Origin of the sequence: Sulfurimonas sp. HSL1-2, from assembly GCF_039645565.1 — a bacterium.
Classification (GTDB): Bacteria; Campylobacterota; Campylobacteria; order Campylobacterales; family Sulfurimonadaceae; genus Thiomicrolovo; species Thiomicrolovo zhangzhouensis.
Genome location: NZ_CP147914.1, coordinates 2,324,061 through 2,346,885, shown reverse-complemented (window position 1 = coordinate 2,346,885; position 22,825 = coordinate 2,324,061). Strand labels below are relative to the sequence as shown.

Below are 22,825 nucleotides of genomic sequence, written 5' to 3'. Positions count from 1 at the left end.
TTTTTTTCATAATATTCCCCACTTTTATATAAGGAGTACGGTATGAAAGGCAAAAGAGTACTTGCCGGTGTCGTGTGCGTGGCTTTGGCCTGCGCTGTGGCAATGGGGGCCAATGCGAAAAGCGATGGCAGCAGAGGTAAAAAAGGCAGGGGCGGAAGCGGCGGTACGACTGCGGCCTCTTATACGCTCCTGGCCTGGAACGACCTGGGGATGCACTGCATGGACGGGAAGGACTTTTCGGTCTTTTCGATTCTGCCGCCCTACAATACGCTCAATGCGCAGTTGATCATGAAAACTGACGGCGGCGAGAAACATGTGACTTCGGGGGTTACCGTTACGTATACGGCGGCAGCGTCACTGGACGGGAAATTCAATACGACGAGCATCTACGACAACCAAAACAACCTCAAGACGAACTTCTGGGACTATGTGGGCACGCTCTTTCTTGCGAACCCTGCACCCGATGTCGGCCTGACGGGCAACCATACGCCGGAGATGACCGAGCATATGCTGCACTACAATGCCGGGGAAAACTGGTGGGAGGCGACGGGGCTGCCGATCACGCCGTACAACGATGACGGCAGTAAGAACTACTATCCTATGGTGGATGTAGTTGCCAAGGACGGATCGGGGAACGTCCTGGCGACGACAAGGGTCGTGCTGCCGGTCAGCGACGAGATGGACTGCCGCGCCTGCCACGGTTCGGCCAGCGGCTATAGCGAGGCGATGCCTTCATCCGGATGGGAAAATGACGCCGATCCGGAAAAGGATTTCAAATGGAATATTCTTCGCCTGCACGACGAGGAGCATCCGTCTGCGGTAAGCGCTCATCAGACGGAGCTGCAGGCAGCGGGCTACAACGGCTACGATGACGCCGGGCTCTATACGACTGCCAAGAACGGCAACCCGGTGCTCTGTGCGACCTGTCACAGCACCAATGCACTGGGCACGGCGGGAGTGAGCGGGACGAAACCGCTGACGGAGGCGCTGCACTCTCTGCATGCCGAGGTCGAAGATCCGGTGAACGGCCAGCCCCTGAACAGCTCGACGAACCGTGACGCCTGTTACCGATGCCACCCGGGCGCGACGACGAAGTGTCTGCGCGGGGCGATGGGCAAGATCAGCAGCATCCAGTGCCAGAGCTGTCACGGCAGCATGAATGCCGTCGGACAGCACGGCCGGGTCGGCTGGCTGGAAGAGCCCAACTGCCAGGCGTGCCACCAGAACGGCATGCGCTACGACACGGCGGTGACGGATATGCAGACGGGGACGCTGCGCGCGGCGCTTGACAGCCGTTTTGCAACGAACCCGAATACGCCGGCGGCGGGTATCAGCCTCTACCGCTTCAGCACGGGTCACGGCGATATGCAGTGTTCGGCCTGCCACGGCTCGACCCATGCCATCTACCCGAGTTCGCATACGGAGGACAATCTCCAGAGTATTGCCGTACAGGGGCATGCGGGGACGATTGCCGAATGTACGGCCTGCCATGAGACGGTGCCGGCAACGACCAGCGGCGGGCCGCACGGCATGCACAGCGTCGGACAGACTTGGGTAGGGGCACACGAGAACGCCGCCAGTGGCAACCTTGCCCAATGTGCTGCCTGCCACGGCAGTGATTACCGCGGAACCTTCCTCTCCAAGACCTTCTCGGCACGGAGTTTCAGTACCGAGTCCGGGACGAAGAGCTTCGCCGCCGGCCACGCGGTCAGCTGCTACGACTGCCATAACGGTCCCGGAGGGGATTGATCTCCCGCTTGCGTGCCACTCCGGCACGCTACTTTCCTGCAATCCAATTCACCCTACTATCCCTGTTTTCACAACGCTTAACGTCTGTTCTCACCGTTATTGGAGTATTTAACCATTCCTTATGACATTTATAAGTACCCTTTAAAAAGAAGGAGACTGTTATGAAATATATTAACCATAAAAGAAATGTCATTTTGACGACGGCTGTGGTGATAACGTTGCTGGCCGGATGCGGCGGGGGATCGTCGGGGGGCGGTACGGGCGACAATGCTGATGCATTTATGATGACCGTTAAAACGGATAACCCCGGTACGACAAGCAGCACGGAGTTCCGGATCCCGACGACGGGAGCGGGATACGACTACAGCGTCGACTGCGACAGCGACGGCGTGGTTGAAGATGTCAATGTCACGGGGGACTATATCTGTACCTACCCGGAGGAGGGGAATTACACCGTTTCCGTCACCGGTGCGTTCCCGCAGATCTATTTCAACGAGGATTTCGACAGCGACAAACTGCTCAGTGTGAAGCAGTGGGGCACGGGCCAATGGCGTTCGATGGCAAACGCGTTTCAGGGGTGCTCCAATCTGCAATTCGAAGCGGTGGATCAGCCGGACCTTTCGCAGGTGCAGGATATGAGCCGCATGTTTATGAGGGCGACTGCTTTCAATTCGGATATCGGGGATTGGAACGTCAGCAGCGTGACGAACATGAACGGCATGTTCTGGTATGCCGGCGCGTTCAACCGGGACATAAGCGGATGGGATGTCGGCAGCGTGACGGATATGAGCAATATGTTTAATTATGCCGGCACGTTCAACCAGCCTATCGGCGCCTGGGATGTCGGCAGTGTGACGACGATGGCGGGTATGTTCCTCAATGCAGACTCCTTTAACCAGGCCATCGGGGCCTGGGATGTCGGCAGTGTAACGAGTATGATCGGCATGTTTAGTCAGGCAGATTCCTTTAACCAGCCTATCGGTGGCTGGAACGTCGGCAGTGTGACGAGTATGGCCGGCATGTTCTATCTGGCGACTGCGTTTGACAAAGATATCGGTTTCTGGGACGTCAGCAGTGTCACGGATATGCAAAACATGTTTTACGGTGCAAGTTCGTTCAACCGCTATCTTGGTTTTTGGAAGGTCGGCAGTGTGACAAATATGAGCCAGATGTTCAGGTCTGCCTCTGCCTTCAACGGCTATATTGAAAATTGGAACACAGGCAGTGTCACTAACATGAATTACATGTTCGCCAATGCAGGAAGTTTTACAAATCATGACCTGAGCGTATGGAACGTGGCAAACGTCACAGACCATTACTTGTTTAGTGCCAACTGGGGTAGTGGAAATACTGAACCGATATGGCCGTAGCCGTCACTCTCTCCCTCCGGTACCACTTTGGCCGGGGCAGGGAGGATAATACTGCAATTTAATAATACATTCAGATATTTTTAAGTAATATACGCCTCCACTTTACCGTTTTAAACACAATGCGTTGAGTATTTACATCTGTTTTTTGACAAGACAGCTGCAAGTATTGGCAGGGTTTGAGTCCCGCCTGAAACGCGTAAAGCGTATCGCTGGTTATCGTGGGCCGTTTCCGCACGGCGGAATGCGGCTGAACCCATTTTCCCCGGGTGGGGAGAGTGTTTCAATTAAACCAACCAAGGGCATACAATGAAAGTACGTTCTTCCGTCAAGAAGATGTGTGATGACTGTAAAGTCATCAAGCGCAAAGGGATCGTCAGAGTTATCTGTAAGAACCCTAAACATAAACAGAGACAAGGATAAGCATGGCACGTATTGCTGGTGTAGACCTTCCTAAGAAAAAACGCGTTGAGTACGGCCTGACCTACATCTATGGTGTCGGCCTTCACACGTCACGCCTGATCCTCGATGCTACGGGTATCGATTACAACAAGCGTGTCTATGAGCTCTCCGAAGACGATGTCGCGAATATCACGAAAGAGATCCGCGAAAAATACATGGTCGAAGGTGACCTGCGCAAACAAGTCGCAATGGACATCAAAGGCCTGATGGACCTCGGTAACTACCGCGGTCTCCGCCACCGTAAGGGACTGCCTTGCCGCGGTCAGAAAACGAAGACAAACGCACGTACCCGTAAAGGGAAGCGTCGTACTGTCGGCGCAGCGTAAGGAGCGATTGAATGGCAAAACGTAAAGTAACTCGTAAAAAAGTTGTCAAGAAGAACATTGCACGCGGTATCGTGCATATTTCTGCGTCTTTCAACAACACGCTCGTTACCGTTACCGATGAAATGGGTAATATGATCGCTTGGAGTTCTGCTGGTAGCCTTGGTTTCAAGGGTTCCAAGAAGTCTACTCCGTTCGCGGCACAGCAGGCGGTTGAAGCCGCTTTGGAAAAAGCAATGGTACACGGCATCAAAGAGGTCGGTATCAAGGTTCAGGGGCCGGGTTCAGGCCGTGAAACAGCAGTTAAATCTGTGGGTGCAATCGAAGGTGTCCGCGTGACGTTCATGAAAGACGTTACTCCGCTGCCGCATAACGGTTGCCGCGCACCGAAACGTCGTAGAGTGTAAGGGGGCTATAGATGGCAAGATACAGAGGTCCAGTAGAGAAAATCGAAAGAAGATTCGGCGTCAGCCTTAACCTGAAGGGTGAGCGTCGTCTGGCAGGCAAATCTGCACTCGACAAACGTCCTTATGCTCCGGGTCAGCACGGCCAGCGCCGCAAGAAAGTGTCTGAATACGGCACACAGCTGAACGAGAAGCAAAAAGCGAAGTTCATGTACGGTATCTCCGAAAAGCAGATGCGTGCGATCTTTGCTGAAGCAAAACGCCGCGAAGGCAACACCGGTACGAACCTTGTTCTCCTGCTCGAGCAGCGCCTGGACAACGTCGTATACCGCATGGGATTCGCGTCTACACGCCGTTTCGCACGCCAGTTCGTTACCCATGGTCACATCCTGGTTGACGGCAAGCGTGTCGACATCCCTTCTTACCGTGTCAAACCGGGCCAGAAGGTCGAAATCCGCGAAAAGAGCAAGAACAACGTTCAGGTTGTCCGCGCAATCGAACTGACCAACCAGACAGGTATGGCTCCGTGGGTTGACGTTGACGGCGAGAAGAAGTTCGGGATCTTTACCCGCCTTCCGGAGCGTGAAGAAGTTGTTATTCCAGTGGAAGAACGTTTCATCGTCGAGCTTTACTCGAAATAATCTTTAAACGAAAGGCGCTTTATGAAAAAGATCAAAACAGCTCCGCTTCTGCCCGAAGAGTTCGTCGTCGAGCAGATCAGCGATACCGAAGCGAATATCATTGCCTATCCGTTCGAGACAGGTTATGCGGTTTCACTGGCGCACCCGCTGCGCCGGTTCCTGCTGAGCAGCTCGGTAGGCTATGCGCCGATCGCGATCAAGATCGAGGGAGCCAAGCACGAGTTCGACTCCGTGCGCGGTATGCTCGAAGATATTTCTGACTTTATCATCAACCTCAAAAGCATCCGTTTCAAACTGAAAAACGATGCCAAAGAGGCGACGATCGATTACAGCTTCGTCGGACCGTGCGAGATCAAAGGAAGCGATCTGATCAATGACAACGTTGACGTCGTCACACCGGACGCTTTCCTCGCGACACTGAACGAAGATGCGACGCTGAACTTCTCACTGAAGATCTTCCAGGGGATCGGTTACGTCCCGAGCGAAGATATCCGCGACGAAGTCGAAGAGGGCTACATCGCTCTCGACGCGTTCTTTACGCCGGTCCGCAAAGCGACCTATGCGATCCAGAACGTCCTCGTCGAAGACAACCCGAACTTTGAGAAGGTTGTCCTCAACATCGTCACCGATGGCCAGATCAGCCCGCTGGACGCTTTCCGCAATGCCCTGAACGTCATGCATGCGCAGATGGCGGTTTTCAGCAGCGAAATCAGCATCCAGTCCCCGGCAACGATCGAGCGTGCGGAAGCTTCCGAAGAGATCGGCAAGCTGACGGCACCGATCGAAGAGCTCGGCCTTTCAGCACGCAGCTTCAACTGCCTTGACCGTGCCGACCTGAAATACATCGGTGAGATCGTCCTGATGAGCCAGAATGACCTTAAAAACGTTAAGAATCTTGGCAAAAAATCGTATGACGAGATCGTTGAAAAGCTCGAAGAAGCCGGCTTCCAGGTCGGTCAGGAGATGAGCGACGAGACGATCAGCGTACTGAAAAAGAAAATTGAATCTGAATAAGGAACTGTCATGAGACATCGTCACGGATACCGCAAGCTCGGACGCACAAGCGCGCACCGCGCCGCCCTGCTGAAAAACATGAGCATTGCGTTGATCGAAAACGGAAAAATCGAAACGACGCTGCCGAAAGCGAAAGAGCTCCGCTCTTACGTCGAAAAGCTGATCACGACGGCACGCAAAGGTGACTCCAACGCGCACCGCGCCGTCTTCGCTTCCCTGCAGAGCAAAGAAGCGGTCAAAAAACTGATGAACGAAGTTGCACCGGAATACAAAGAGCGCAACGGCGGTTATACCCGCATCATCAAAACCAGAACACGCCGCGGTGACGCAGCGCCGATGGCTTTCATCGAACTGGTATAATCTTCCCCTCCCGGGAAGATCCCTTTCCCTAAATCACAATCATTTTTATTCCCACCGACACAGAGCCAGCGTTATTCTCCTATACAGTAGATCGGTAACAATACGGTTTCAGAATTCAGCTACGATGTTTATCAAATCTTCATAGTGCATTGACATAATCCACTCATTTCCGCGTGAGGAGAAATGATGCGATATGTGAAAGAGATCATTGCGGCGGGACTCGTCTTTATGCTGTCTGCCTGCGGCAGCACGTCGAACGACAACAGAGCGGAGGCAGTCGCTGCTGCGGAATTCGGGAACAGCGGCGCTTATACGCTACTGGCCTGGAACGACCTGGGGATGCACTGCATGGACGGCAGCGACTTCTCCGTCTTCTCCATCCTGCCACCCTACAACAATCTGAACGCCCAACTGATCCGGAAGGCGGATACGTCCGATAAGCATGTGACATCGGGGGTGACGATCACCTACAGCGCGGTGGCATCGCTTGACGGCAAATACAATACGACAAGCGTCTATAACGATCGTAACAGCCTCAAGACAAACTTCTGGGATTTTGTGGAGCTTCTGTTCCACGCCTCCCCCCTTCCCGATACGGGTTTGACGGGCAACCATACACCGGACCTGGGTGAGTACAACCTCTCTTTCAATGCGTCAACAAACTGGTGGGAAGCGACGGGGCTGCCGATGACGCCCTATAATGACGACGGCAGCAAGAACTATTACCCGATGGTCCGTGTCGCGGCCAAAGATACTTCGGGCACGCTCCTGGCGACGACGATGGTGGTGCTGCCGGTCAGCGACGAGATGGACTGCCGGGCCTGCCACGGGTCGTCGAGCGGATACGTTGCGGCACGGCCGGCGGGGGGATGGGAACAAGACACCGATGCCGAGAAGGATTTCAAATGGAATATCCTACGGCTGCACGACGAAAAGTTCCCGACAGCGGTATCGGACCATCAACCGGAGCTGAAGACGGCCGGCTATAACGGCTATGACGATGCAGGGCTTTACCCGACGGCAAAAAACGCCAACCCGGTGCTCTGCGCGACCTGCCACGGCAGCAATGCGCTTCCGGGTACGGGCATTGCCGGCATCAAGCCGTTGACGGAGGCGATCCATGCGTTGCATTCGGAGGTGAAAGACCCGGACAACGGATTGACGCTGAACAGCTCGACCAACCGCGACGCCTGCTACCGCTGCCATCCGGGCGCGACGACGAAGTGTCTGCGCGGTGCCATGGGCAAACAGAGCAACATCCAGTGCCAGAGCTGCCACGGCACGATGAATGCGGTCGGGGCCCATGCGCGCAGCGGATGGCTGGAGGAGCCGAACTGCCAGGCATGCCACCAGGAGGGCATGCGGTATGAGACGGCGGTGACGGACATGAGCACAGGCACGCTGCGCGAGGCGCTCGATACGCGCTTTGCGACGAACCCGGATACGCCGGCGGCGGGGGTCAGCCTCTACCGCTACAGCACGGGCCACGGCAGCATGCAGTGTTCAGCCTGCCACGGTTCGACCCACGCGATCTACCCGAGTTCGCATGATGAGGACAATATCCAGAGCATGACGGTTCAGGGACATAGAGGGACGGTGGCCGAGTGTACGGCCTGCCATGACACCGTACCGTATACCCACGATGCAGGCCCGCATGGCATGCACACGGTATTTCAATCGGAGGTTTACCCGCACAGCACCGTGGCAAACCACGACCGCGCATCGTGTAAAGCGTGTCACGGGGATGATTACCGGGGGAGCATACTTTCCAGGACATCCTCTGAACGCAGCTACACGACGTCATGGGGAACAACGGAGTTCAAAGCCGGTCACATGGTCAGCTGTTACGACTGTCACGACGGCCCTGAAGGGTACTGAGGCCGCTCCCCGTCCCCGCCGCCATTCCCCTTACGGTATCGGGGCATTTATGCCAAATGATCCGAACGTCTTAGCATTTGGGAGCCTTTTTGCTACAATGGAGCAGAAGGCTTCAAAGGAGCGCTCATGCAGTTCGGAAAGTTCTACGGGGAGTTCTCGCGGCTGGGCGAATACGGTTCCAGCCTGTTCCTGTTGGCGGCGCGGCTGGCGGTGGCCACAGGCTTTACGGAAGCCGCCCACCTCAAATGGGAAGCGATCGATGCAACGGCAGAGTGGTTCGGTGTGCTGGGCTACCCGCTTCCGCTTTTTACCGCCTATCTTGTCTCGTCGGTCGAGGTTATCGGGGTGGTACTGCTGGCGCTGGGGTTTTTGACACGCCTGATTTCGGTACCGTTGATGATTATTATGGTGACGGCGATTATTACGGTCCACCTCCCCAACGGGTTCGAGTGCAGCAAAAGCGGTTTCGAAATCCCGCTCTACTATTTCATCTTCCTCGGTCTTTTCCTCAGCCACGGCCCGGGAAGGTACAGTCTGGATCACCTGCTTTTCAAAGGCAATTGAAATGGACCAGCTTCTCGACTTTATCCAGGGTGAGCACTCGTTTCCCATCCTGACTTTCCTGCTTCAAGGTACGGGGACGGTCCTGCTGCTGCTGGCCGTAGTCGTCCTGATCTACGACCGTTATATCCAGCGTGAAAACCAGCTGCTCATCAACTACCCGCTGATCGGACGGATGCGCTACGTCTTCTACGCCTTGCGCGACCCGATGCGGCAGTATTTCGGTGACGAGGAGTTTTTTGACTCCTTCGACAAGGTCAGATGGGTCTACAATGCGGCGGAGAACAAGGGGCTTGTCTCCTCTTTCTCGCCCGGCCAGCCTCTTCATGGCACGCGCCTGGTACTGAAAAACGCGAATATCGTCCTGAACAGGGAGGAAGTCTCCGAGCATTTCAGTGTCACTTTCGGCAGCGGTGTGCGGTTTCCCTTCACGGCCGCATCGGTCGTGGGGCGCTCGGCGATGAGTGACGGCGCCATATCGCCCGAAGGGACCAAGGCGTTTGCCTGGGGCGCGTTCCTGGGCAATTTTCCCATTAACACGGGGGAGGGCGGTCTGACGTCCAATTTTCTCATGACACACCGTTACGACCCCAAAAACTGCCGCTACATGCAGGCGAAGCGGGGAACCCTTTTCGCGAGGGGCGTCTACCGGCTGATGCGGCTGCTTGTCAATCCGGCGATCGCCGAACGGGTCTACCGCCACATGGTGCTGCAGCCCAAAGAGGAGGAGACCTATCTGTTCGATCCCGTATCGCTGAACTGCTACCGAATCGACTGGAATGCACCGCTCGAGGCGTTTCCGGAAACCGTCCCGGGGGACCTGCCCGACATCATCTTCCAGATGGGCAGCGGGCTTTACGGCGTCCGTGACAACGAGGGGAAATTTGATGCGGAACGCTACCGAAAGGTGATGCGTTTCTGCCGGATGACGGAGATTAAACTTGCCCAGGGGGCAAAACAGACGGGCGGGAAGCTTTTGGCGGAGAAAGTCACCGATGCCGTCGCCTACTACCGGGGTATCGAACCCTTCAGGGATATCAACAGTCCAAACCGTTTCCCTTACGCCAGGACCCTGGAGGAGCTCTTCGATTTCATCGGGGAGCTTAAACGGCTCTCGGAGAAACCGGTCGGGATCAAGATCGTGCTCGCCTCCGCAGTGTCGTTTGAACCGTACGCAGCACTGATCGAGACCCGTCTGGCGGAAGGATCGGAGGCCTTCCCTGACTTCATCACCGTCGACGGTGCCGACGGCGGCAGCGGCGCGGCGCCGCTGGAAATGATGATGAGTGTCGGTATGACGCTGCAAAAAGCCCTCTATGTCGTCGACCGCGACCTCAAACGTATCGGGGCCCGGGAGAAGGTGAAAGTCATCGCCAGCGAGAAAGTGTTGACGCCGGACGATGCGACGCTCCTGCTGGCCCTCGGGGCGGACTATGTTGCGATCGCCCGCGCCTTCATGATGTCGGCAGGCTGTATCCGTGCCCGGGAGTGCTCGGGGGCCAACGGGCGTCACTGCCCCGTCGGGCTTGCCACGCAGGACCGTAAAAAACGCGCCTCTTTCCTCATTGCACAAAAGGCGCACAGGGTCGCAAACTACCACCGGCATCTGCAGGAGGGGATACGGGGACTGATGGCGGTTATGGGGGTGCATTCGCTTGGGGAGCTGGATCATACGCGTCTGGATGTCCGGGACGGCAGCGGCGGGCGGATTCGCGACGTCGGCGCCTATTTCGAAGCGGCGGTCGCGGGCTAGGCAGGAAAGGCTAAAGGGGGCTATGGCATCCTTCGGTAATCAAAAGCAGGGGCTGCCCGGCATCCAGAGGATATGCGCGGCACCGTTTCAAAGGGAGAAGCAATGGCAGAGATCGGTTTCGGCACCTACCGTGTCAGCGATGAGAACCCCGAACATATCGAGGCGCTGCGTATGGCCGTGAGCGCAGGGGTCAGACTTATCGATACCTCGACCAACTACATGGACGGCGGGGCGGAGCGCGCCATCGCCAAGGCGCTGCGTTTCATGGAGGACGACGCCCGGGAGCGTGTGCAGATCGTCAGCAAATTCGGCTATATCCAGGGCAGCACGATGGCGCGCCTGGAAGCGGGGGAGCAGTTCGAAGAGGTCGTCGAATACGCCCCGCACGTTTTCCACTGCATCCACCCCGATTTCATGTGGGACCAGCTGGAACGTTCGCTGGAACGGCTGCAGGCATCGTCGCTGGAGTGCTACCTGATCCACAACCCGGAGTACTTCCTGCTGGATGCCCTGAACAAAGGGCAGGAGCGCAGCGAGGTGCTCGATGTGATGAACGACCGCCTCTACCGCGCCTTTGTTGCCCTGGAAAAAGCGGCGGCTGCCGGGAAGATCGACGGCTACGGCGTCAGTTCGAACAGCTTCGCCAAAGCAGCGTCTGACCCGGAATTCCTCCCCTACGAGGATCTGGTCGCCCTGGCGATCCACGCCGCGGAAAGTGCGGGTAACGAGCACAACCACTTTACGACGGTGCAGCTGCCGCTCAACCTGTTGGAAACGGAGGGGCTCAAATGTGCGGCATGGGCGAAGGAACACGGACTGCGGGTGCTTTCCAACCGTCCCCTGAACGCCCAGCACGGCACGCAGATGTACCGGCTGGCGGACTATCCCCCTTCGCCGTCGTACGATGCGCACCTCAACGAACTGCTGCAGCTGTGCGATCACGAAGCCCTGGCATCGCTTGGGAACCTGATTCAGCAGCTCGACGAAGTCAAACACCGTTTCGGCTGGGTCGGCGAATACGAGTCGTTCCTCTACGGCCAGGTGATGCCGCACATCCGCCAGGTGCTCGAAAAGCTCGGCGAGGCCGAACGCGGTGCACTCGCACAGCAGCTGGTACTCTTCCTGGAGGCCTACGGCGCCGCCGTAGCCCATGAGTGCAGCCTGAAAGTACGCGATGCCATAGGGCCGCAGCTCGAAACGTGTGAGCGTCCCCTGCAGGAGTGCGCGCTGGCTTTTTTGCTGCAACGGCCGGAAATTGACGTCGTCCTGCTGGGCATGCGCAAACCGCGTTATGTAGCCACAATACTCGAAGCCTTTCCCGTTGACTGAGGGATCGGCGTCTCCTCGTTAAATTTATGACTTGTTAAGCGCATTTTTCCTATTTTATGATCATAAAATTGTCGACAGGTGTCGAAAAAAGGACAATCATATATGATTCCGTTTACAGATGAAGAACTGTATGATCCGGTGAAAAACGTCATCGAAAAGGTACGCCCCTCTCTGGCGCTCGACGGCGGTGACATCAAACTGCTGGGCGTCAAGAACGGTGTTGTCTACGTGCAGCTCGGCGGAGCGTGTGTCGGGTGCGGGAGCTCGGGCAATACCCTTAAATACGGGGTCGAGCGCCAGCTGCGCATGGATATCCACCCCGAGCTGAGTGTCGTTAACCTGCCCATGGGCATGGAAAACCAGATGGACGCCGTGTAGGCGCCCGTCGAGAGATAACAAAAAATACGTTATAATAGATTATCTCTAGAGAGAGAAATGCATACGATTTTTGAAAGAAGGAAGAGCATGAAACCAGTCAACAAATATAAAACGCTTGCCCTTGCTAACGAAAGTTTCAACCAGGAAAATTATGAAGAGGCATTGCGTCAATACGCGCAGGTACTCCAGGATTACCCCGAATCCAAAGAGGCCTTTAACGGCGCGATTCTCGCCGAGATGGCGATGAGCGGCGAAGAGGCGGCCGAGGCGCTGTTCGACTACTACGAAGTCCTGCGTGAAGAGGATGCGGAACAGGCCGATACGGTCATCGCCGAGATCCTGCAGACAATGGACGGGACGGTCGACCAGCTCACCTCACTCTTTACCGAACCGATGCGCCAGCGCCTGGATTACGAAGACGGGATTCTCTACGACGATTTCCGCCAGCTCGTCAAAGAGCAGGGGGATTTCAAAATGATTTTCGAGAATATCATGTTCTCCACACGGGTGCTGATCACCGAAAAAGAGGAGTTCATCGACTTCCTCAGCCAGCTGAACAGCCACGGGTACCACAAGATGGCCATGAATTACATCGAGACGGCCCTCTCCATGTACCCTAACGACGACCAACTGCGCGCCCTGCTGCGCGACATTCTGAAGAGCCGCCCGGTTGAAGATAGCGCTTCCTGATCAGCCGTTCCGTTTTGTAACGGAAAACTCCGCGGAGTGCGACGCTGAGACGGCGTTCGTTCTCACCGGACTTAACCGCCGCTACCTGGACGATGCGAAGGCACGCGGCGCCCACTCCATCATCTCCCCCGCCGACGTTGCCTCCCTCTTCGGTCTTGACCGCATCAAGGTGATCGGGATCACCGGTACCAACGGCAAGACGACGACGGCGAGCGCCGTCTACTCCATCCTGCTGGACCTCGGTCACAAAGCGGCAATGCAGGGGACCCGCGGCTTTTTCATGAACGATGCCGTCGTGGAGGGGAAAAGCCTCACGACACCGACGCTGCTGGAGACCTACCGCCATATCTACCAGGCGGTCGCCGCGGGATGTGAATACTTCGTCATGGAGGTGAGTTCCCACGCCATCGTCCAGGCGCGGGCTGAGGGGATCGATTTCGCGCTGAAGATCCTGACCAACATCACCCAGGACCACCTCGATTACCATGAAACGCTCGAGGAGTACATACGCGTCAAAAACAGCTTCTTCACCGACGAAGGGAAGAAACTGATCAATAAGGATGAAGCGAAAGCGGATTTCAACATCAAAAACGCCTTTACCTACGGGGCGGAGAACCCGGCGACCTACAAGGTGGTGGCCTATTCGCTCAACGACGGTATCAGCGCCGTCGTGCAGCACTTCGGGAAGGTCCACACCTTCCACAGCCCGATGCACGGTTTTTTCAACGTCTATAATTTGACCGCAGCCGTCGCAGCGGTCCACCTCGTGACCGGCGAGGACCTCGAAGCGGTCTGCGACGCCGTCAGCGGATTCGCCGGCGTGAGCGGCCGGATGGAGGTGGTCAGCGAATCCCCGCTGGTCATCGTCGATTTCGCCCACACCCCTGACGGGATGGCGCAGGTGCTCAATGCCCTCAAAGAGAAGGAGATGCTGGTCGTCTTCGGGGCGGGGGGCGACCGCGACCGCTCCAAACGCCCCCTGATGGGCCGGGTGGCGGAGAACCTTGCCAAGAAGGTCTTTATCACCAGCGACAACCCGCGCAGCGAAGACCCCGATGCGATCATCGCGGATATCCTCGGCGGGATGACCCACCCGGAGAAGGCCGTGGTCGAACCCAACCGCAAAGCGGCAATCGCCAAGGCGCTCGAAACGCGCAGCGGGGACGAAGTCGTCGTCGTCCTCGGAAAAGGGGACGAGCAGTACCAGATCATCTACGACAAGCAGTTTCCTTTCGACGACCGTGAGGTCATTCGTTCACTGTTAAGTGAGGTTTGACTATCATTACGGTTAAAAAAGGCGGTAGGGTGAAACGTTTTTTGGTTATTACGGCGCTGTGCCTCGGGGTACTGCATGCCGACGCGACGTTGCATGTCGGTCTCGGGGGCATTGCGGGGAGCGAGGATTTCCGTGTCGAGAACCCCGGAACGTCCGACCGTACAACGTCGGCAACGCTGCAGGGCGTACAGCTCAAGGCGGGCTACGGCGACATCCGCGGGTACGCGGTCGAAGTCGACCTGGGGTACGGCCGCTACGATAAGAATATCTTCTCGGAACGCGATACCGACTACATCTATTTCGACATCAGCCTCATCAAGGCCTTCGATTTTGATATGGGCTTCTACCCCTTTTTCAAACTCGGGTTCGGTGCCGGCGAGCTTGAGGTGCGCCGCACGCTGACGAAATCGGTCAGCTCGGGCAGCTTTTTCGCCGGTCTCGGCTCCTATCTGCCCTTGGGACTCGGGTTTGACCTGGAGGCCTCCGTCATCTACCGGGCCAAAAGCTGGGAAGATGCTGATATGATCAGCAACCAGACGGAGACGGCCTCGTCCATCTTCGAGCCGTACATCGGCATCAACTACCGTTTTTAGGAGAGGGCATGTACAGCAGAGGGATACTTATTGCCGCCACATGGCTGCTCGTCGGCTGTGGCGAGAACAGCAACACGCCGCTGGCCGGTGATATCGCGTCGATCGCCGTCGAGGCGAACGCCACGACGTTCTACGCGACCCGGAAGGTGCAGATGAACGCCGTCGCTTCCTACACGAACGGCGTTCCCGACAGCAACGTCACAGAGTTTATTGACTGGAGCGAATCCAACAGTTCGATCGCGACGGTTGACATCAACGGGCTTGTCGAGGGGGGCAGCGACGGCGGTGATGTCGAGATCACCGGCAGCTACAACCAGTTCTTCGACACGGCCGTCATCCACGTCCATGCCCTCACCTCGGTCACGCTCTCCATCGAGAACAACGAGACGAACCTTTCGCAGGAACAGACGTTGCAACTCCAGGCGCTGGGAACCTTTGACGACAATACGACGCTGGACGTGACCGAGAGCATGACGTGGATACTGGGCAATGCCGGGGAGAGCAACGCGACCCTGGAGCAGAACGGTACCCTCTATACGGGGGATGCCAATGGCACCCTCGATATCAACGTGACGCGTTACGACGTCAATGCCTCGCTGACGGTCACTGTCACGCCGTAAGCAGCGCCTTCGGCGTTGTCTTAAGCCTTCCCACTAACTTTTTCGCTAAATTCGGCCGGCTTGACCGTTGGCTATAATACGCGAGTTTTTTCAAATTCTATTCAACACGGAGAATACCATGGGTGTACCACAGCCGGCTTTCTATATTTTCAAATGCGAGCAATCTTCCCCTCCGGGAATGCCCAAACCGTCCTGCGTAAACCCGCAGACACAGGATCTTTTCCAGCATTTAGCACAGACTTTGATGCAAAAGGGTATAATTGCGACAGTACAACCGGTCCGTACGGCGTGTCTTAACCGCTGTAACGTCGGCCCGGTGATGTTGGTCGAACCGGGACATTTTATGTACGCCGGTCTGAACAAAGACAAAATCACGCGCATTATCGATGAACACATCATCGGCGGGACGCCGGTCGAAGAGTACATCATTCCGGGCGAACTGTGGGATGCACCGATCTCGCCGGAAACAATGCAGCAGCAGATGGGAAGATAAAACATACATGACGATCGAAATGCTTTACAGCAAAATTCACCGTGCCACCGTCACGGATGCGAACCTCAACTACGTCGGTTCCATCACGATTGACGAGGAGCTGCTCGAAGCCTCCCGCATGCGGGTAGGCCAGAAAGTGGAGATCCTCAATATCAACAACGGCGAGCGCTTCTCAACCTACATCATCCTTGGTGAACGCGGCAAACGCGACATCTGCCTCAACGGGGCGGCGGCGCGCAAGGTGCACAAAGGGGACAAGGTGATCATCGTCGCTTATGCGACCTTTGACGAGAGTGAGTTGGAAACCTACAAGCCGACCGTCGTCCTTGTTGACGACGATAACGGCATCACGGATGTACTGCACGAGATCTGATGTTTGACAAAATGAATCTGGGCGACATGGGCAAAATGCTCGAGCAGATGCAGGAGCAGGCTGCCAAGTTCGATGCGGAACTCGCCGAGCGTACCTTTACCGTCAAAACGGGCGGGGGCATGGTACGGCTCGAAATGAACGGCAGAGGCGAGGCCGTTGACCTCGAGATCGACGATTCGCTGCTCGAAGACAAAGCATCGCTCCAGATCCTGCTGATCGCGGCTATCAACGATGCGGTCAAGATGGTCGAAGACAACAAAAAACACTCCGCAATGGGGATGCTCGGCGGCATGAACCCCTTCGCCGGCAACTGACCCGGCATAACCTCCCTTTGTACAAATTCATGTTACCATTTCACGATTAAACCGCACGGAAGAAGCATGGAAGAGTTTGAACGCTTTTTACAGGACAATCTGCCCCGTGCGGAGAGTTTTCACCCCCACTACGACACGGCCCTCTCGCTGATGCTGACCGCCGGCGGGAAACGTTTCCGTCCGGCCCTGCTGCTGGGGGTAGTACGCGCGTTCAACCCGCTGCTCATCGATGCGGCCAACCACGCGGCGCTGGCCATCGAGATGCTGCACACCTATTCGCTGATCCACGACGACCTGCCGGCAATGGATGACGCGGACCTGCGCCGCGGTTTCCCAACCCTGCACACCCGCTATGACGAGGTAACCGCGATCCTCGTCGGCGATGCGCTCAACACCCATGCCTTCGAAGTCCTCTCCGAGGCACCGTTTTCGGACCGGACACGGGTACGGCTCATCAACCTGCTCGCCAAGAACGGGGGCAGCGACGGGATGGTACTGGGACAGGCGATCGACTGCACGTTCGAGCAGACGAAACTCGCCCTGGACGAGGTGAAGTTCCTGCACACGAACAAGACGGCGAAGCTGATCGCGTGTGCGCTGCAGATGGGGGCGGTCATCGCCGGCCAGAAAACCCTGGAGCAGCCGCTCTACGACTTCGGGATCGACCTGGGGCTGCTCTTCCAGATCCAGGACGACATCCTCGACGTCACGCAGACGAGCGAAGAGGCGGGCAAGACGACGAACAACGACGAGGCGAAGAACAGCTTCGTCACCCTCCTGGGACTCGACGGTGCCGTGGCGGAGGCCGACAAACTGGCCGCGGAACTCGAAACGCAGCTTGAAAGTTTCGATGAGCGTTTGTACGACGAACTCTCACCGATGCTTTTGCATTACATCAATCGGCATAAGTGACATATGCAAAGTTAGCGCGGATTATCTGCGCGAGGGCCCGCTGCCGAAGCGGACACAGCGTCAGCGTAGTCGCCGGGGCTTTCAAGGAAACATCGCTTTGCGAGCGGTACCCTTGTTTTGCTCCGGTGACGTGTAAAGTAGATAAACATTGAGCTATATCAATCGACACAAATGAATTCAACAAGGATGATAATGAGCGACAATACGATGCGCGCCAAAATGGCGAATACGATCCGCTTCCTTGCGGCCGACATGGTCCAGAAGGCGAACTCCGGCCACCCGGGTGCCCCGATGGGCCTGGCGGATATCGCCGTCGTGCTCTCCGAGCACCTCAGCCACAACCCCAAAAACCCCAAGTGGCTCAACCGCGACCGCCTCGTCTTCTCCGGCGGCCATGCGACCGGCCTGATCTATTCGCTCTACTACCTCTGGGGCTACGGCCTCGAGATCGAGGACCTCAAGCAGTTCCGACAGCTCGACTCCAAGACGCCGGGCCACCCGGAGTACGGCCACACGGAAGGGATCGAGATCACGACCGGCCCGCTGGGCCAGGGCGTCGCCAACGCCGTCGGTTTTGCGATGGCCTCAAAGTACGTCGGCGCACAGGTGAACTCCGAGACCGCCAAAGTGATCGACCACCACGTCTACTGCCTCTGCGGCGACGGCGATCTGGAAGAGGGGATCAGCTACGAGGCGTGTTCCATCGCCGGCCACAACCGGCTGGACAACCTGATCCTCATCTACGACTCCAACCGCATCACGATCGAGGGTTCGACGGACCTGAGCATCAGCGAAAACGTCGCGCAGCGCTTCGAATCGCAGGGGTGGGACGTTCTTGAAGTGGACGGGCATGACTACGACGCGATCGACGCCGTCATCACCGAAGCCAAAACACGCATGAAACCGGTACTCATCATCGCCGATACGACGATCGCCAAGGGCGCGTGCGAGATGGAAGGCTCTCACCACTCCCACGGTGCGCCGCTGGGCGAGGAGATCATCTGCGAAGCGAAGACGAACTGCGGGTTCAACCCGAACGAGGCGTTCCAGGTCGACGAAGACGTCCTGGCCCGTTTCCGCTGCGCCGTCGAAGCGGGCGACCTGGCCGAGCGTGAATGGAAACACCGCCTGGCCACCCTCCCGCTGGTCGAGCAGAACGAAGCGCTGGGCGCCCTGACTGCCCCGGACTTCTCCCGCATCCAGTGGCCGGTATTCGACAAGGCCGACGCGACGCGTAACACGAACGGGAAGATCCTCAATGCCGTCGCCAAGGCGATCCCGGGCTTCCTCGGCGGTTCGGCGGACCTCGGACCGTCCAACAAAACGGAGCTCAAAGACCTCGGCGAGTTCCCGCGCGGCAAGAACATCCACTTCGGTATCCGCGAACACGCGATGGGGGCCATTACGAACGCCATGGCTCTCTACGGCCCGCTGATGCCGTTCAGTGCGACCTTCTTCGTCTTCAGCGACTACCTCAAACCGGCGGCGCGTATCGCGGCGCTGAGCGGTATCCAGCACTTCTTCATCTGGACGCACGACAGCATCGGCGTCGGCGAAGACGGCCCGACCCACCAGCCGATCGAACACCTGGGGCAGTTCCGCGCCCTGCCGAACTTCTACGTCTGGCGTCCGGCGGACGGCAACGAGAACATCGAAGCCTGGAAGTGGGCCCTGGCCAAAACCGACGCCCCGTCGGCCTTCGTCTGTTCACGCCAGAACCTTCCGCTGCTCGATGCCCCGGCCAAGGGAAGCGCAGCGCAGGGCGGTTACCTGCTGAGCGAAGAAGCGGATGCGGCAATGACGCTGATGGCTTCGGGTTCGGAAGTCGGCCTGGCCGTTGAGGTCAAGACGAAGCTTGCAGACAAAGGGATCAAGGCGAACGTCGTCAGTGTCCCGTGTTTCGACCTCTTTCTCGAGCAGGATGCCTCCTACATCGCCGAAATCGTCAAGCCGGGCACGAAGGCCGTCGCCATTGAAGCGGCCCGCGGGATGGAGTGGTACCGCTTTGCCGAAACGGTCATCGGCATGGACACCTTCGGTGCCAGCGCACCGGCCGGCGAACTTTTCACAAAATTCGGCTTCACGGCCGACGCGATCGCCGCACAGCTCTCCTGATCTCCGGTGCCTCCGGGCGCCTTTACCCCCCTTTTCAACATTTCACCCTATAATAGTCCCCAATGTAACGCGGGAAGGGACGCATGATTCGTACAATTATCATCGTATTGCTTCTGTCACTGTATGCGGCTGCCGGCACGGTCACGCTGGAGCCCTCGGAAAGCGGCGAGATCAACATCGTCCCGGACAGTGCCTATCTGATTGAAGACAAAACGCCCGTGTCCCCGGAGATGATCCCGGAGTGGATGCCACGTTTCAGGGCGGCGGAATCGACCATCTATAATTTCGGGTTCGTCGATAAACCCATCTGGATACGCTTTGAGCTTACCCGTCCCGCGGGCGACAAGACGGAGTGGATTCTGAGCATCGGGAATTCGCACATCGATGAATACAGCCTCTACCGTCTGGAGGGAGAGGGATTGAGGTTGCTGAGCCGCGACGGCGATACCGTGAACGCCCCGCGTGCCTATGCAAGCCGCATGTTCTGGGAGAAGCTGCCGCCCACGGAGGGAACAACCACCTACCTGCTCCAGGTCAAGACGCAGGGGGCGCTGCAGATCCCTTTGACCGTCGAACGGCTCTCGGGCGCCTATCGTGAGGAGTCTTTTTCCAACCTGCTCCTGGGGCTGTTCTACGGGGTGATGCTGCTGCTGCTCGTCTATAACATGGTGCTTTACATCTTCGTCCGGGAGATCCACTACTTCAACTATCTGGCCTTCCTGGCGAGTTACATGCTTTTCCAGCTCAATTTCGACGGACTGGGGCCGGAGTGGCTCTGGCCGGGGAATGTATGGATGGCCAACAGCGGTCTGGCCTTTTTCATCTTCTTCTCGGCCATGTTCGGGTTCCGCTTTGCGCGCTACTTCCTGATGCTCAAGCGTCATGCCCCGCAGGCGGAACGTGTCATCGCCTTTGCGGAGTTCATCTCCTTTCTCGGGGTCCTTGCGGTGCTGCTGCTCGATTACCATACGGCGATCACGGCGGCGGCCGTCTGGAGTGCGATCATCCCGTGGGTATTGATCTACGCCGGGATCAAGGTGCTGCCCAACTACCATGCGGCCCGCTACTACCTGGCCGGGTGGATTGTTTTCCTGTTGGCGACGATCCTCGTGGCGCTGAACCAGCTCGGGGTGGTACCGACGCATCCGGTGATGCTCTATACCCAGCAGGCCGGTTCGCTGATCCAGATGATCCTGCTCTCCTTTGCCCTCGCAGACCGGATCAACATGATGAAACATGAACATATGGCGAAACTGCGGGAGTTCAACGACGAACTCCAGGTAAAGATCGCCCTCAAGGTCGACGAGCTGCGCGAGAAGGACCGCATTATGATCCTGCAGTCGCGCCAGGCGGCAATGGGGGAGATGATCGAGAATATCGCCCACCAGTGGCGGCAGCCCCTGAACCAGCTCTCCCTGATCCAGAGTAACATCTTCTTTGAATACCAGCTCGGAAACCTCAGTGAGGCGAAGATGCAGACCTACCAGGAGCAGTCCGAGACGTTGATGGAGTATATGACACACACCATTGACGATTTCCGGACCTTTTTCATGCCGGACCGTGAGCGCGAGGAGTTCTGTATCTGCGGCGCCATCGAAAAGGTGCTGGAGCTCTTCCGGCCGACCCTGAACCGGTACAATATCGGGATCGATCTCAAATGCGAGGGACGGCCGGTGACACTGGGGCATGAGAACGAGTTTTCCCAGGTGATGCTCAACCTTCTGAACAACGCCAAGGATGCGATGCTCGACCACGGGACCAAAAAGCCGCAGGTCACTATCCGCGTGCAGACGGCCAGGGAGATGATCATGGTGGCGGTGTGCGACAACGGGGGTGGCGTCGCCGATGACATCATCGACCGGGTATTCGACCCCTATTTCACGACAAAGTTCAAGTCCCAGGGAACGGGGATAGGACTCTATATGGTCAAAACGATTATGGAGAAGAGTATGAACGGCAGCGTCAGCGTCCACAACCGCGGGGCGGGTGCCTGTTTCATGCTGGATCTGCCGCGAAAGGACAGTGATGCGACATGAGACCCTGCTGCAATTTTTAAAGCGCGAATCCGCGATCGGCGTTTTGCTGATCGTTTCGACCGTGATGGCCATCGCGATGGCCAACTCACCGCTGCACAGTTTTTACAGCTATTTTCTCAACATTCCCGTGGTCATCAGTTTCGATGAATTTGCCATCGCCAAACCGCTGCTGCTCTGGATCAACGACGGCCTGATGGCCGTCTTCTTCTTCATGGTGGGGCTTGAGATCAAGCGCGAAGTGCTGGAGGGCAGCCTCCAGGAGCGCTCCAAGGTCGCCCTGCCGGCTTTTGCCGCCCTCGGGGGGATGCTGGTGCCGGCCCTGATCTACTGGGGGCTCAATGCCGGTGACGACGCAGCGATGAAAGGGTGGGCGATCCCGATGGCGACGGATATCGCCTTCGCGCTAGGGATCCTCTCGCTGCTCGGCAACCGTGTCCCGCCCGCGCTGAAAGTCTTTTTGCTGGCGCTGGCAATCATTGATGACCTTGGCGCCATCATTGTCATCGCACTCTTTTACGGGCACGGACTCTCTTTCGCCGCACTCGGGACGGCGATGACGATGGCGCTGATCCTGCTCTTTATGAATCTGCGGGGCGTCACGAACAATACGTTTTATATCCTGATCGGGCTGATCATGTGGGCCGCCGTACTGAAATCGGGGGTTCATGCAACGATTGCCGGGGTTGTGCTGGGACTGCTGATCCCCCTGCAGGGCAACCGGGAGAGTTTCCATAACCTTGAACACTCCCTGCACGCGCCGGTCAATTACATCATTCTTCCGCTCTTTGCCTTCGTCAACACGGGGGTCAGCTTCGGCAGCGTTTCGGCGAGCGACTTTGCGCACTCCGTGACGATGGGGATCGCGGCCGGGCTCTTCATCGGCAAAAGCATCGGGATCTTTCTCTTCAGCCGTCTTGCCGTGATGCTGCGGCTGGGAAAACTGCCTGAAGGGGTGACGAACGCGCAGCTGTTCGGGGTCGCCATCCTCGGCGGGATCGGGTTTACGATGAGTCTCTTTATCGGCTCTCTGGCCTTTGAATGCAGTGAAGGGGTCTGTTTCTCGCTGGTGGATGAGCGGATCGGGATTTTGATGGGCTCGCTGGTATCGGGGATCGTGGGCGCCCTCTACCTTTCGGCGGTGCTGAAGCGGACGAAGCCGGAGGCGACTCCGGAAAGCTGAAGCA

At 57.3% G+C, this 22,825-nt stretch carries 24 protein-coding genes; all 24 read left to right on the top strand.

The genetic code is table 11. The features are described 5' to 3' along the window. The first annotated feature begins 42 nt into the window (after positions 1-42). Complete coding sequence (locus WCX18_RS11955; protein ID WP_345988172.1) at positions 43-1,749, top strand: hypothetical protein; 1,707 nt, start codon at positions 43-45, stop codon at positions 1,747-1,749. 194 nt (positions 1,750-1,943) lie between these two features. Then, on the top strand, positions 1,944-3,119 hold the full coding sequence (locus WCX18_RS11950) for a BspA family leucine-rich repeat surface protein (protein WP_345988170.1): 1,176 nt from the start codon (positions 1,944-1,946) through the stop codon (positions 3,117-3,119). A gap of 306 nt (positions 3,120-3,425) precedes the next feature. Continuing rightward, on the top strand, positions 3,426-3,539 hold the full coding sequence (rpmJ, locus tag WCX18_RS11945; RefSeq protein ID WP_231019314.1) for a 50S ribosomal protein L36: 114 nt from the start codon (positions 3,426-3,428) through the stop codon (positions 3,537-3,539). Between the two features lie 2 nt (positions 3,540-3,541). After that, positions 3,542-3,904, top strand: coding sequence for a 30S ribosomal protein S13 (gene rpsM / locus WCX18_RS11940; RefSeq protein ID WP_345985366.1), 363 nt, complete (start codon positions 3,542-3,544; stop codon positions 3,902-3,904). 11 nt (positions 3,905-3,915) lie between these two features. Beyond that, positions 3,916-4,308 (top strand): 30S ribosomal protein S11, encoded by a 393-nt coding sequence (gene rpsK, locus WCX18_RS11935; protein WP_345985365.1) that lies wholly within the window; start codon positions 3,916-3,918, stop codon positions 4,306-4,308. An 11-nt stretch (positions 4,309-4,319) separates the two neighbouring features. Further along, positions 4,320-4,946 carry a 30S ribosomal protein S4 gene (rpsD, locus tag WCX18_RS11930; RefSeq protein WP_345988168.1) on the top strand — a complete coding sequence of 209 codons (627 nt, stop codon included), beginning with the start codon at positions 4,320-4,322 and terminating at the stop codon, positions 4,944-4,946. A gap of 21 nt (positions 4,947-4,967) precedes the next feature. Continuing rightward, positions 4,968-5,960: a DNA-directed RNA polymerase subunit alpha gene (locus WCX18_RS11925; RefSeq protein ID WP_345988167.1), complete on the top strand. Its 993-nt coding sequence runs from the start codon at positions 4,968-4,970 to the stop codon at positions 5,958-5,960. Between the two features lie 9 nt (positions 5,961-5,969). Next, on the top strand, positions 5,970-6,320 hold the full coding sequence (gene rplQ / locus WCX18_RS11920; protein ID WP_345985362.1) for a 50S ribosomal protein L17: 351 nt from the start codon (positions 5,970-5,972) through the stop codon (positions 6,318-6,320). Between the two features lie 183 nt (positions 6,321-6,503). Then, positions 6,504-8,198, top strand: a complete 1,695-nt coding sequence (locus WCX18_RS11915) for a hypothetical protein (protein ID WP_345988165.1) — start codon at positions 6,504-6,506, stop codon at positions 8,196-8,198. A 126-nt stretch (positions 8,199-8,324) separates the two neighbouring features. Beyond that, positions 8,325-8,762, top strand: coding sequence for a DoxX family protein (locus tag WCX18_RS11910; protein WP_345988163.1), 438 nt, complete (start codon positions 8,325-8,327; stop codon positions 8,760-8,762). Position 8,763: 1 nt separating this feature from the next. After that, positions 8,764-10,512: an FMN-binding glutamate synthase family protein gene (locus WCX18_RS11905; protein WP_345988161.1), complete on the top strand. Its 1,749-nt coding sequence runs from the start codon at positions 8,764-8,766 to the stop codon at positions 10,510-10,512. Between the two features lie 102 nt (positions 10,513-10,614). Continuing rightward, the gene (locus WCX18_RS11900) at positions 10,615-11,841 is read left to right on the top strand and encodes an aldo/keto reductase (RefSeq protein ID WP_345988159.1); all 1,227 of its coding nucleotides are present in this window, start codon (positions 10,615-10,617) and stop codon (positions 11,839-11,841) included. A 102-nt stretch (positions 11,842-11,943) separates the two neighbouring features. Continuing rightward, the gene (locus WCX18_RS11895; RefSeq protein WP_345985357.1) at positions 11,944-12,219 is read left to right on the top strand and encodes a NifU family protein; all 276 of its coding nucleotides are present in this window, start codon (positions 11,944-11,946) and stop codon (positions 12,217-12,219) included. Positions 12,220-12,306: 87 nt separating this feature from the next. Next, positions 12,307-12,909 carry a hypothetical protein gene (locus WCX18_RS11890; RefSeq protein WP_345988157.1) on the top strand — a complete coding sequence of 201 codons (603 nt, stop codon included), beginning with the start codon at positions 12,307-12,309 and terminating at the stop codon, positions 12,907-12,909. Then, the gene (locus tag WCX18_RS11885) at positions 12,890-14,185 is read left to right on the top strand and encodes a UDP-N-acetylmuramoyl-L-alanyl-D-glutamate--2,6-diaminopimelate ligase (protein ID WP_345988155.1); all 1,296 of its coding nucleotides are present in this window, start codon (positions 12,890-12,892) and stop codon (positions 14,183-14,185) included. The genes WCX18_RS11890 and WCX18_RS11885 overlap by 20 nt, the downstream gene beginning before the upstream one ends. A 29-nt stretch (positions 14,186-14,214) precedes the next feature. Further along, positions 14,215-14,778, top strand: coding sequence for an outer membrane beta-barrel protein (locus tag WCX18_RS11880; RefSeq protein WP_345985354.1), 564 nt, complete (start codon positions 14,215-14,217; stop codon positions 14,776-14,778). A gap of 8 nt (positions 14,779-14,786) precedes the next feature. Then, positions 14,787-15,398, top strand: coding sequence for an Ig-like domain-containing protein (locus tag WCX18_RS11875; RefSeq protein ID WP_345988153.1), 612 nt, complete (start codon positions 14,787-14,789; stop codon positions 15,396-15,398). Positions 15,399-15,516: 118 nt separating this feature from the next. After that, positions 15,517-15,891, top strand: a complete 375-nt coding sequence (locus WCX18_RS11870; RefSeq protein ID WP_345988150.1) for a (2Fe-2S) ferredoxin domain-containing protein — start codon at positions 15,517-15,519, stop codon at positions 15,889-15,891. 7 nt (positions 15,892-15,898) lie between these two features. Next, positions 15,899-16,264, top strand: a complete 366-nt coding sequence (panD, locus tag WCX18_RS11865; RefSeq protein WP_345988147.1) for an aspartate 1-decarboxylase — start codon at positions 15,899-15,901, stop codon at positions 16,262-16,264. Continuing rightward, a complete protein-coding gene (locus WCX18_RS11860) occupies positions 16,264-16,578 on the top strand; it encodes a YbaB/EbfC family nucleoid-associated protein (RefSeq protein ID WP_345988145.1) in 315 nt (104 codons plus the stop codon). Before panD ends, WCX18_RS11860 begins: the two co-directional genes overlap by 1 nt. 66 nt (positions 16,579-16,644) lie before the next feature. After that, positions 16,645-17,490, top strand: coding sequence for a polyprenyl synthetase family protein (locus WCX18_RS11855; protein ID WP_345988144.1), 846 nt, complete (start codon positions 16,645-16,647; stop codon positions 17,488-17,490). A gap of 192 nt (positions 17,491-17,682) precedes the next feature. Next, positions 17,683-19,605: a transketolase gene (gene tkt, locus WCX18_RS11850; RefSeq protein ID WP_345988141.1), complete on the top strand. Its 1,923-nt coding sequence runs from the start codon at positions 17,683-17,685 to the stop codon at positions 19,603-19,605. 83 nt (positions 19,606-19,688) lie between these two features. Beyond that, positions 19,689-21,641, top strand: coding sequence for a sensor histidine kinase (locus WCX18_RS11845; RefSeq protein WP_345988138.1), 1,953 nt, complete (start codon positions 19,689-19,691; stop codon positions 21,639-21,641). Continuing rightward, the gene (nhaA, locus tag WCX18_RS11840) at positions 21,631-22,821 is read left to right on the top strand and encodes a Na+/H+ antiporter NhaA (RefSeq protein ID WP_345988135.1); all 1,191 of its coding nucleotides are present in this window, start codon (positions 21,631-21,633) and stop codon (positions 22,819-22,821) included. Before WCX18_RS11845 ends, nhaA begins: the two co-directional genes overlap by 11 nt. Positions 22,822-22,825: the final 4 nt, after the last annotated feature.

Bases quoted from the DNA above. Each gene is read 5' to 3' on its own strand.
- WCX18_RS11955 (WP_345988172.1), top strand. From the start codon at position 43: ATGAAAGGCAAAAGAGTACTTGCCGGTGTCGTGTGCGTGGCTTTGGCC.
- rpmJ (WP_231019314.1), top strand. From the start codon at position 3,426: ATGAAAGTACGTTCTTCCGTCAAGAAGATGTGTGATGACTGTAAAGTC.
- rpsM (WP_345985366.1), top strand. From the start codon at position 3,542: ATGGCACGTATTGCTGGTGTAGACCTTCCTAAGAAAAAACGCGTTGAG.
- rpsK (WP_345985365.1), top strand. From the start codon at position 3,916: ATGGCAAAACGTAAAGTAACTCGTAAAAAAGTTGTCAAGAAGAACATT.
- rpsD (WP_345988168.1), top strand. From the start codon at position 4,320: ATGGCAAGATACAGAGGTCCAGTAGAGAAAATCGAAAGAAGATTCGGC.
- WCX18_RS11925 (WP_345988167.1), top strand. From the start codon at position 4,968: ATGAAAAAGATCAAAACAGCTCCGCTTCTGCCCGAAGAGTTCGTCGTC.
- rplQ (WP_345985362.1), top strand. From the start codon at position 5,970: ATGAGACATCGTCACGGATACCGCAAGCTCGGACGCACAAGCGCGCAC.
- WCX18_RS11915 (WP_345988165.1), top strand. From the start codon at position 6,504: ATGATGCGATATGTGAAAGAGATCATTGCGGCGGGACTCGTCTTTATG.
- WCX18_RS11910 (WP_345988163.1), top strand. From the start codon at position 8,325: ATGCAGTTCGGAAAGTTCTACGGGGAGTTCTCGCGGCTGGGCGAATAC.
- WCX18_RS11905 (WP_345988161.1), top strand. From the start codon at position 8,764: ATGGACCAGCTTCTCGACTTTATCCAGGGTGAGCACTCGTTTCCCATC.
- WCX18_RS11900 (WP_345988159.1), top strand. From the start codon at position 10,615: ATGGCAGAGATCGGTTTCGGCACCTACCGTGTCAGCGATGAGAACCCC.
- WCX18_RS11895 (WP_345985357.1), top strand. From the start codon at position 11,944: ATGATTCCGTTTACAGATGAAGAACTGTATGATCCGGTGAAAAACGTC.
- WCX18_RS11890 (WP_345988157.1), top strand. From the start codon at position 12,307: ATGAAACCAGTCAACAAATATAAAACGCTTGCCCTTGCTAACGAAAGT.
- WCX18_RS11875 (WP_345988153.1), top strand. From the start codon at position 14,787: ATGTACAGCAGAGGGATACTTATTGCCGCCACATGGCTGCTCGTCGGC.
- WCX18_RS11870 (WP_345988150.1), top strand. From the start codon at position 15,517: ATGGGTGTACCACAGCCGGCTTTCTATATTTTCAAATGCGAGCAATCT.
- panD (WP_345988147.1), top strand. From the start codon at position 15,899: ATGACGATCGAAATGCTTTACAGCAAAATTCACCGTGCCACCGTCACG.
- WCX18_RS11860 (WP_345988145.1), top strand. From the start codon at position 16,264: ATGTTTGACAAAATGAATCTGGGCGACATGGGCAAAATGCTCGAGCAG.
- WCX18_RS11855 (WP_345988144.1), top strand. From the start codon at position 16,645: ATGGAAGAGTTTGAACGCTTTTTACAGGACAATCTGCCCCGTGCGGAG.
- tkt (WP_345988141.1), top strand. From the start codon at position 17,683: ATGAGCGACAATACGATGCGCGCCAAAATGGCGAATACGATCCGCTTC.
- WCX18_RS11845 (WP_345988138.1), top strand. From the start codon at position 19,689: ATGATTCGTACAATTATCATCGTATTGCTTCTGTCACTGTATGCGGCT.
- nhaA (WP_345988135.1), top strand. From the start codon at position 21,631: ATGCGACATGAGACCCTGCTGCAATTTTTAAAGCGCGAATCCGCGATC.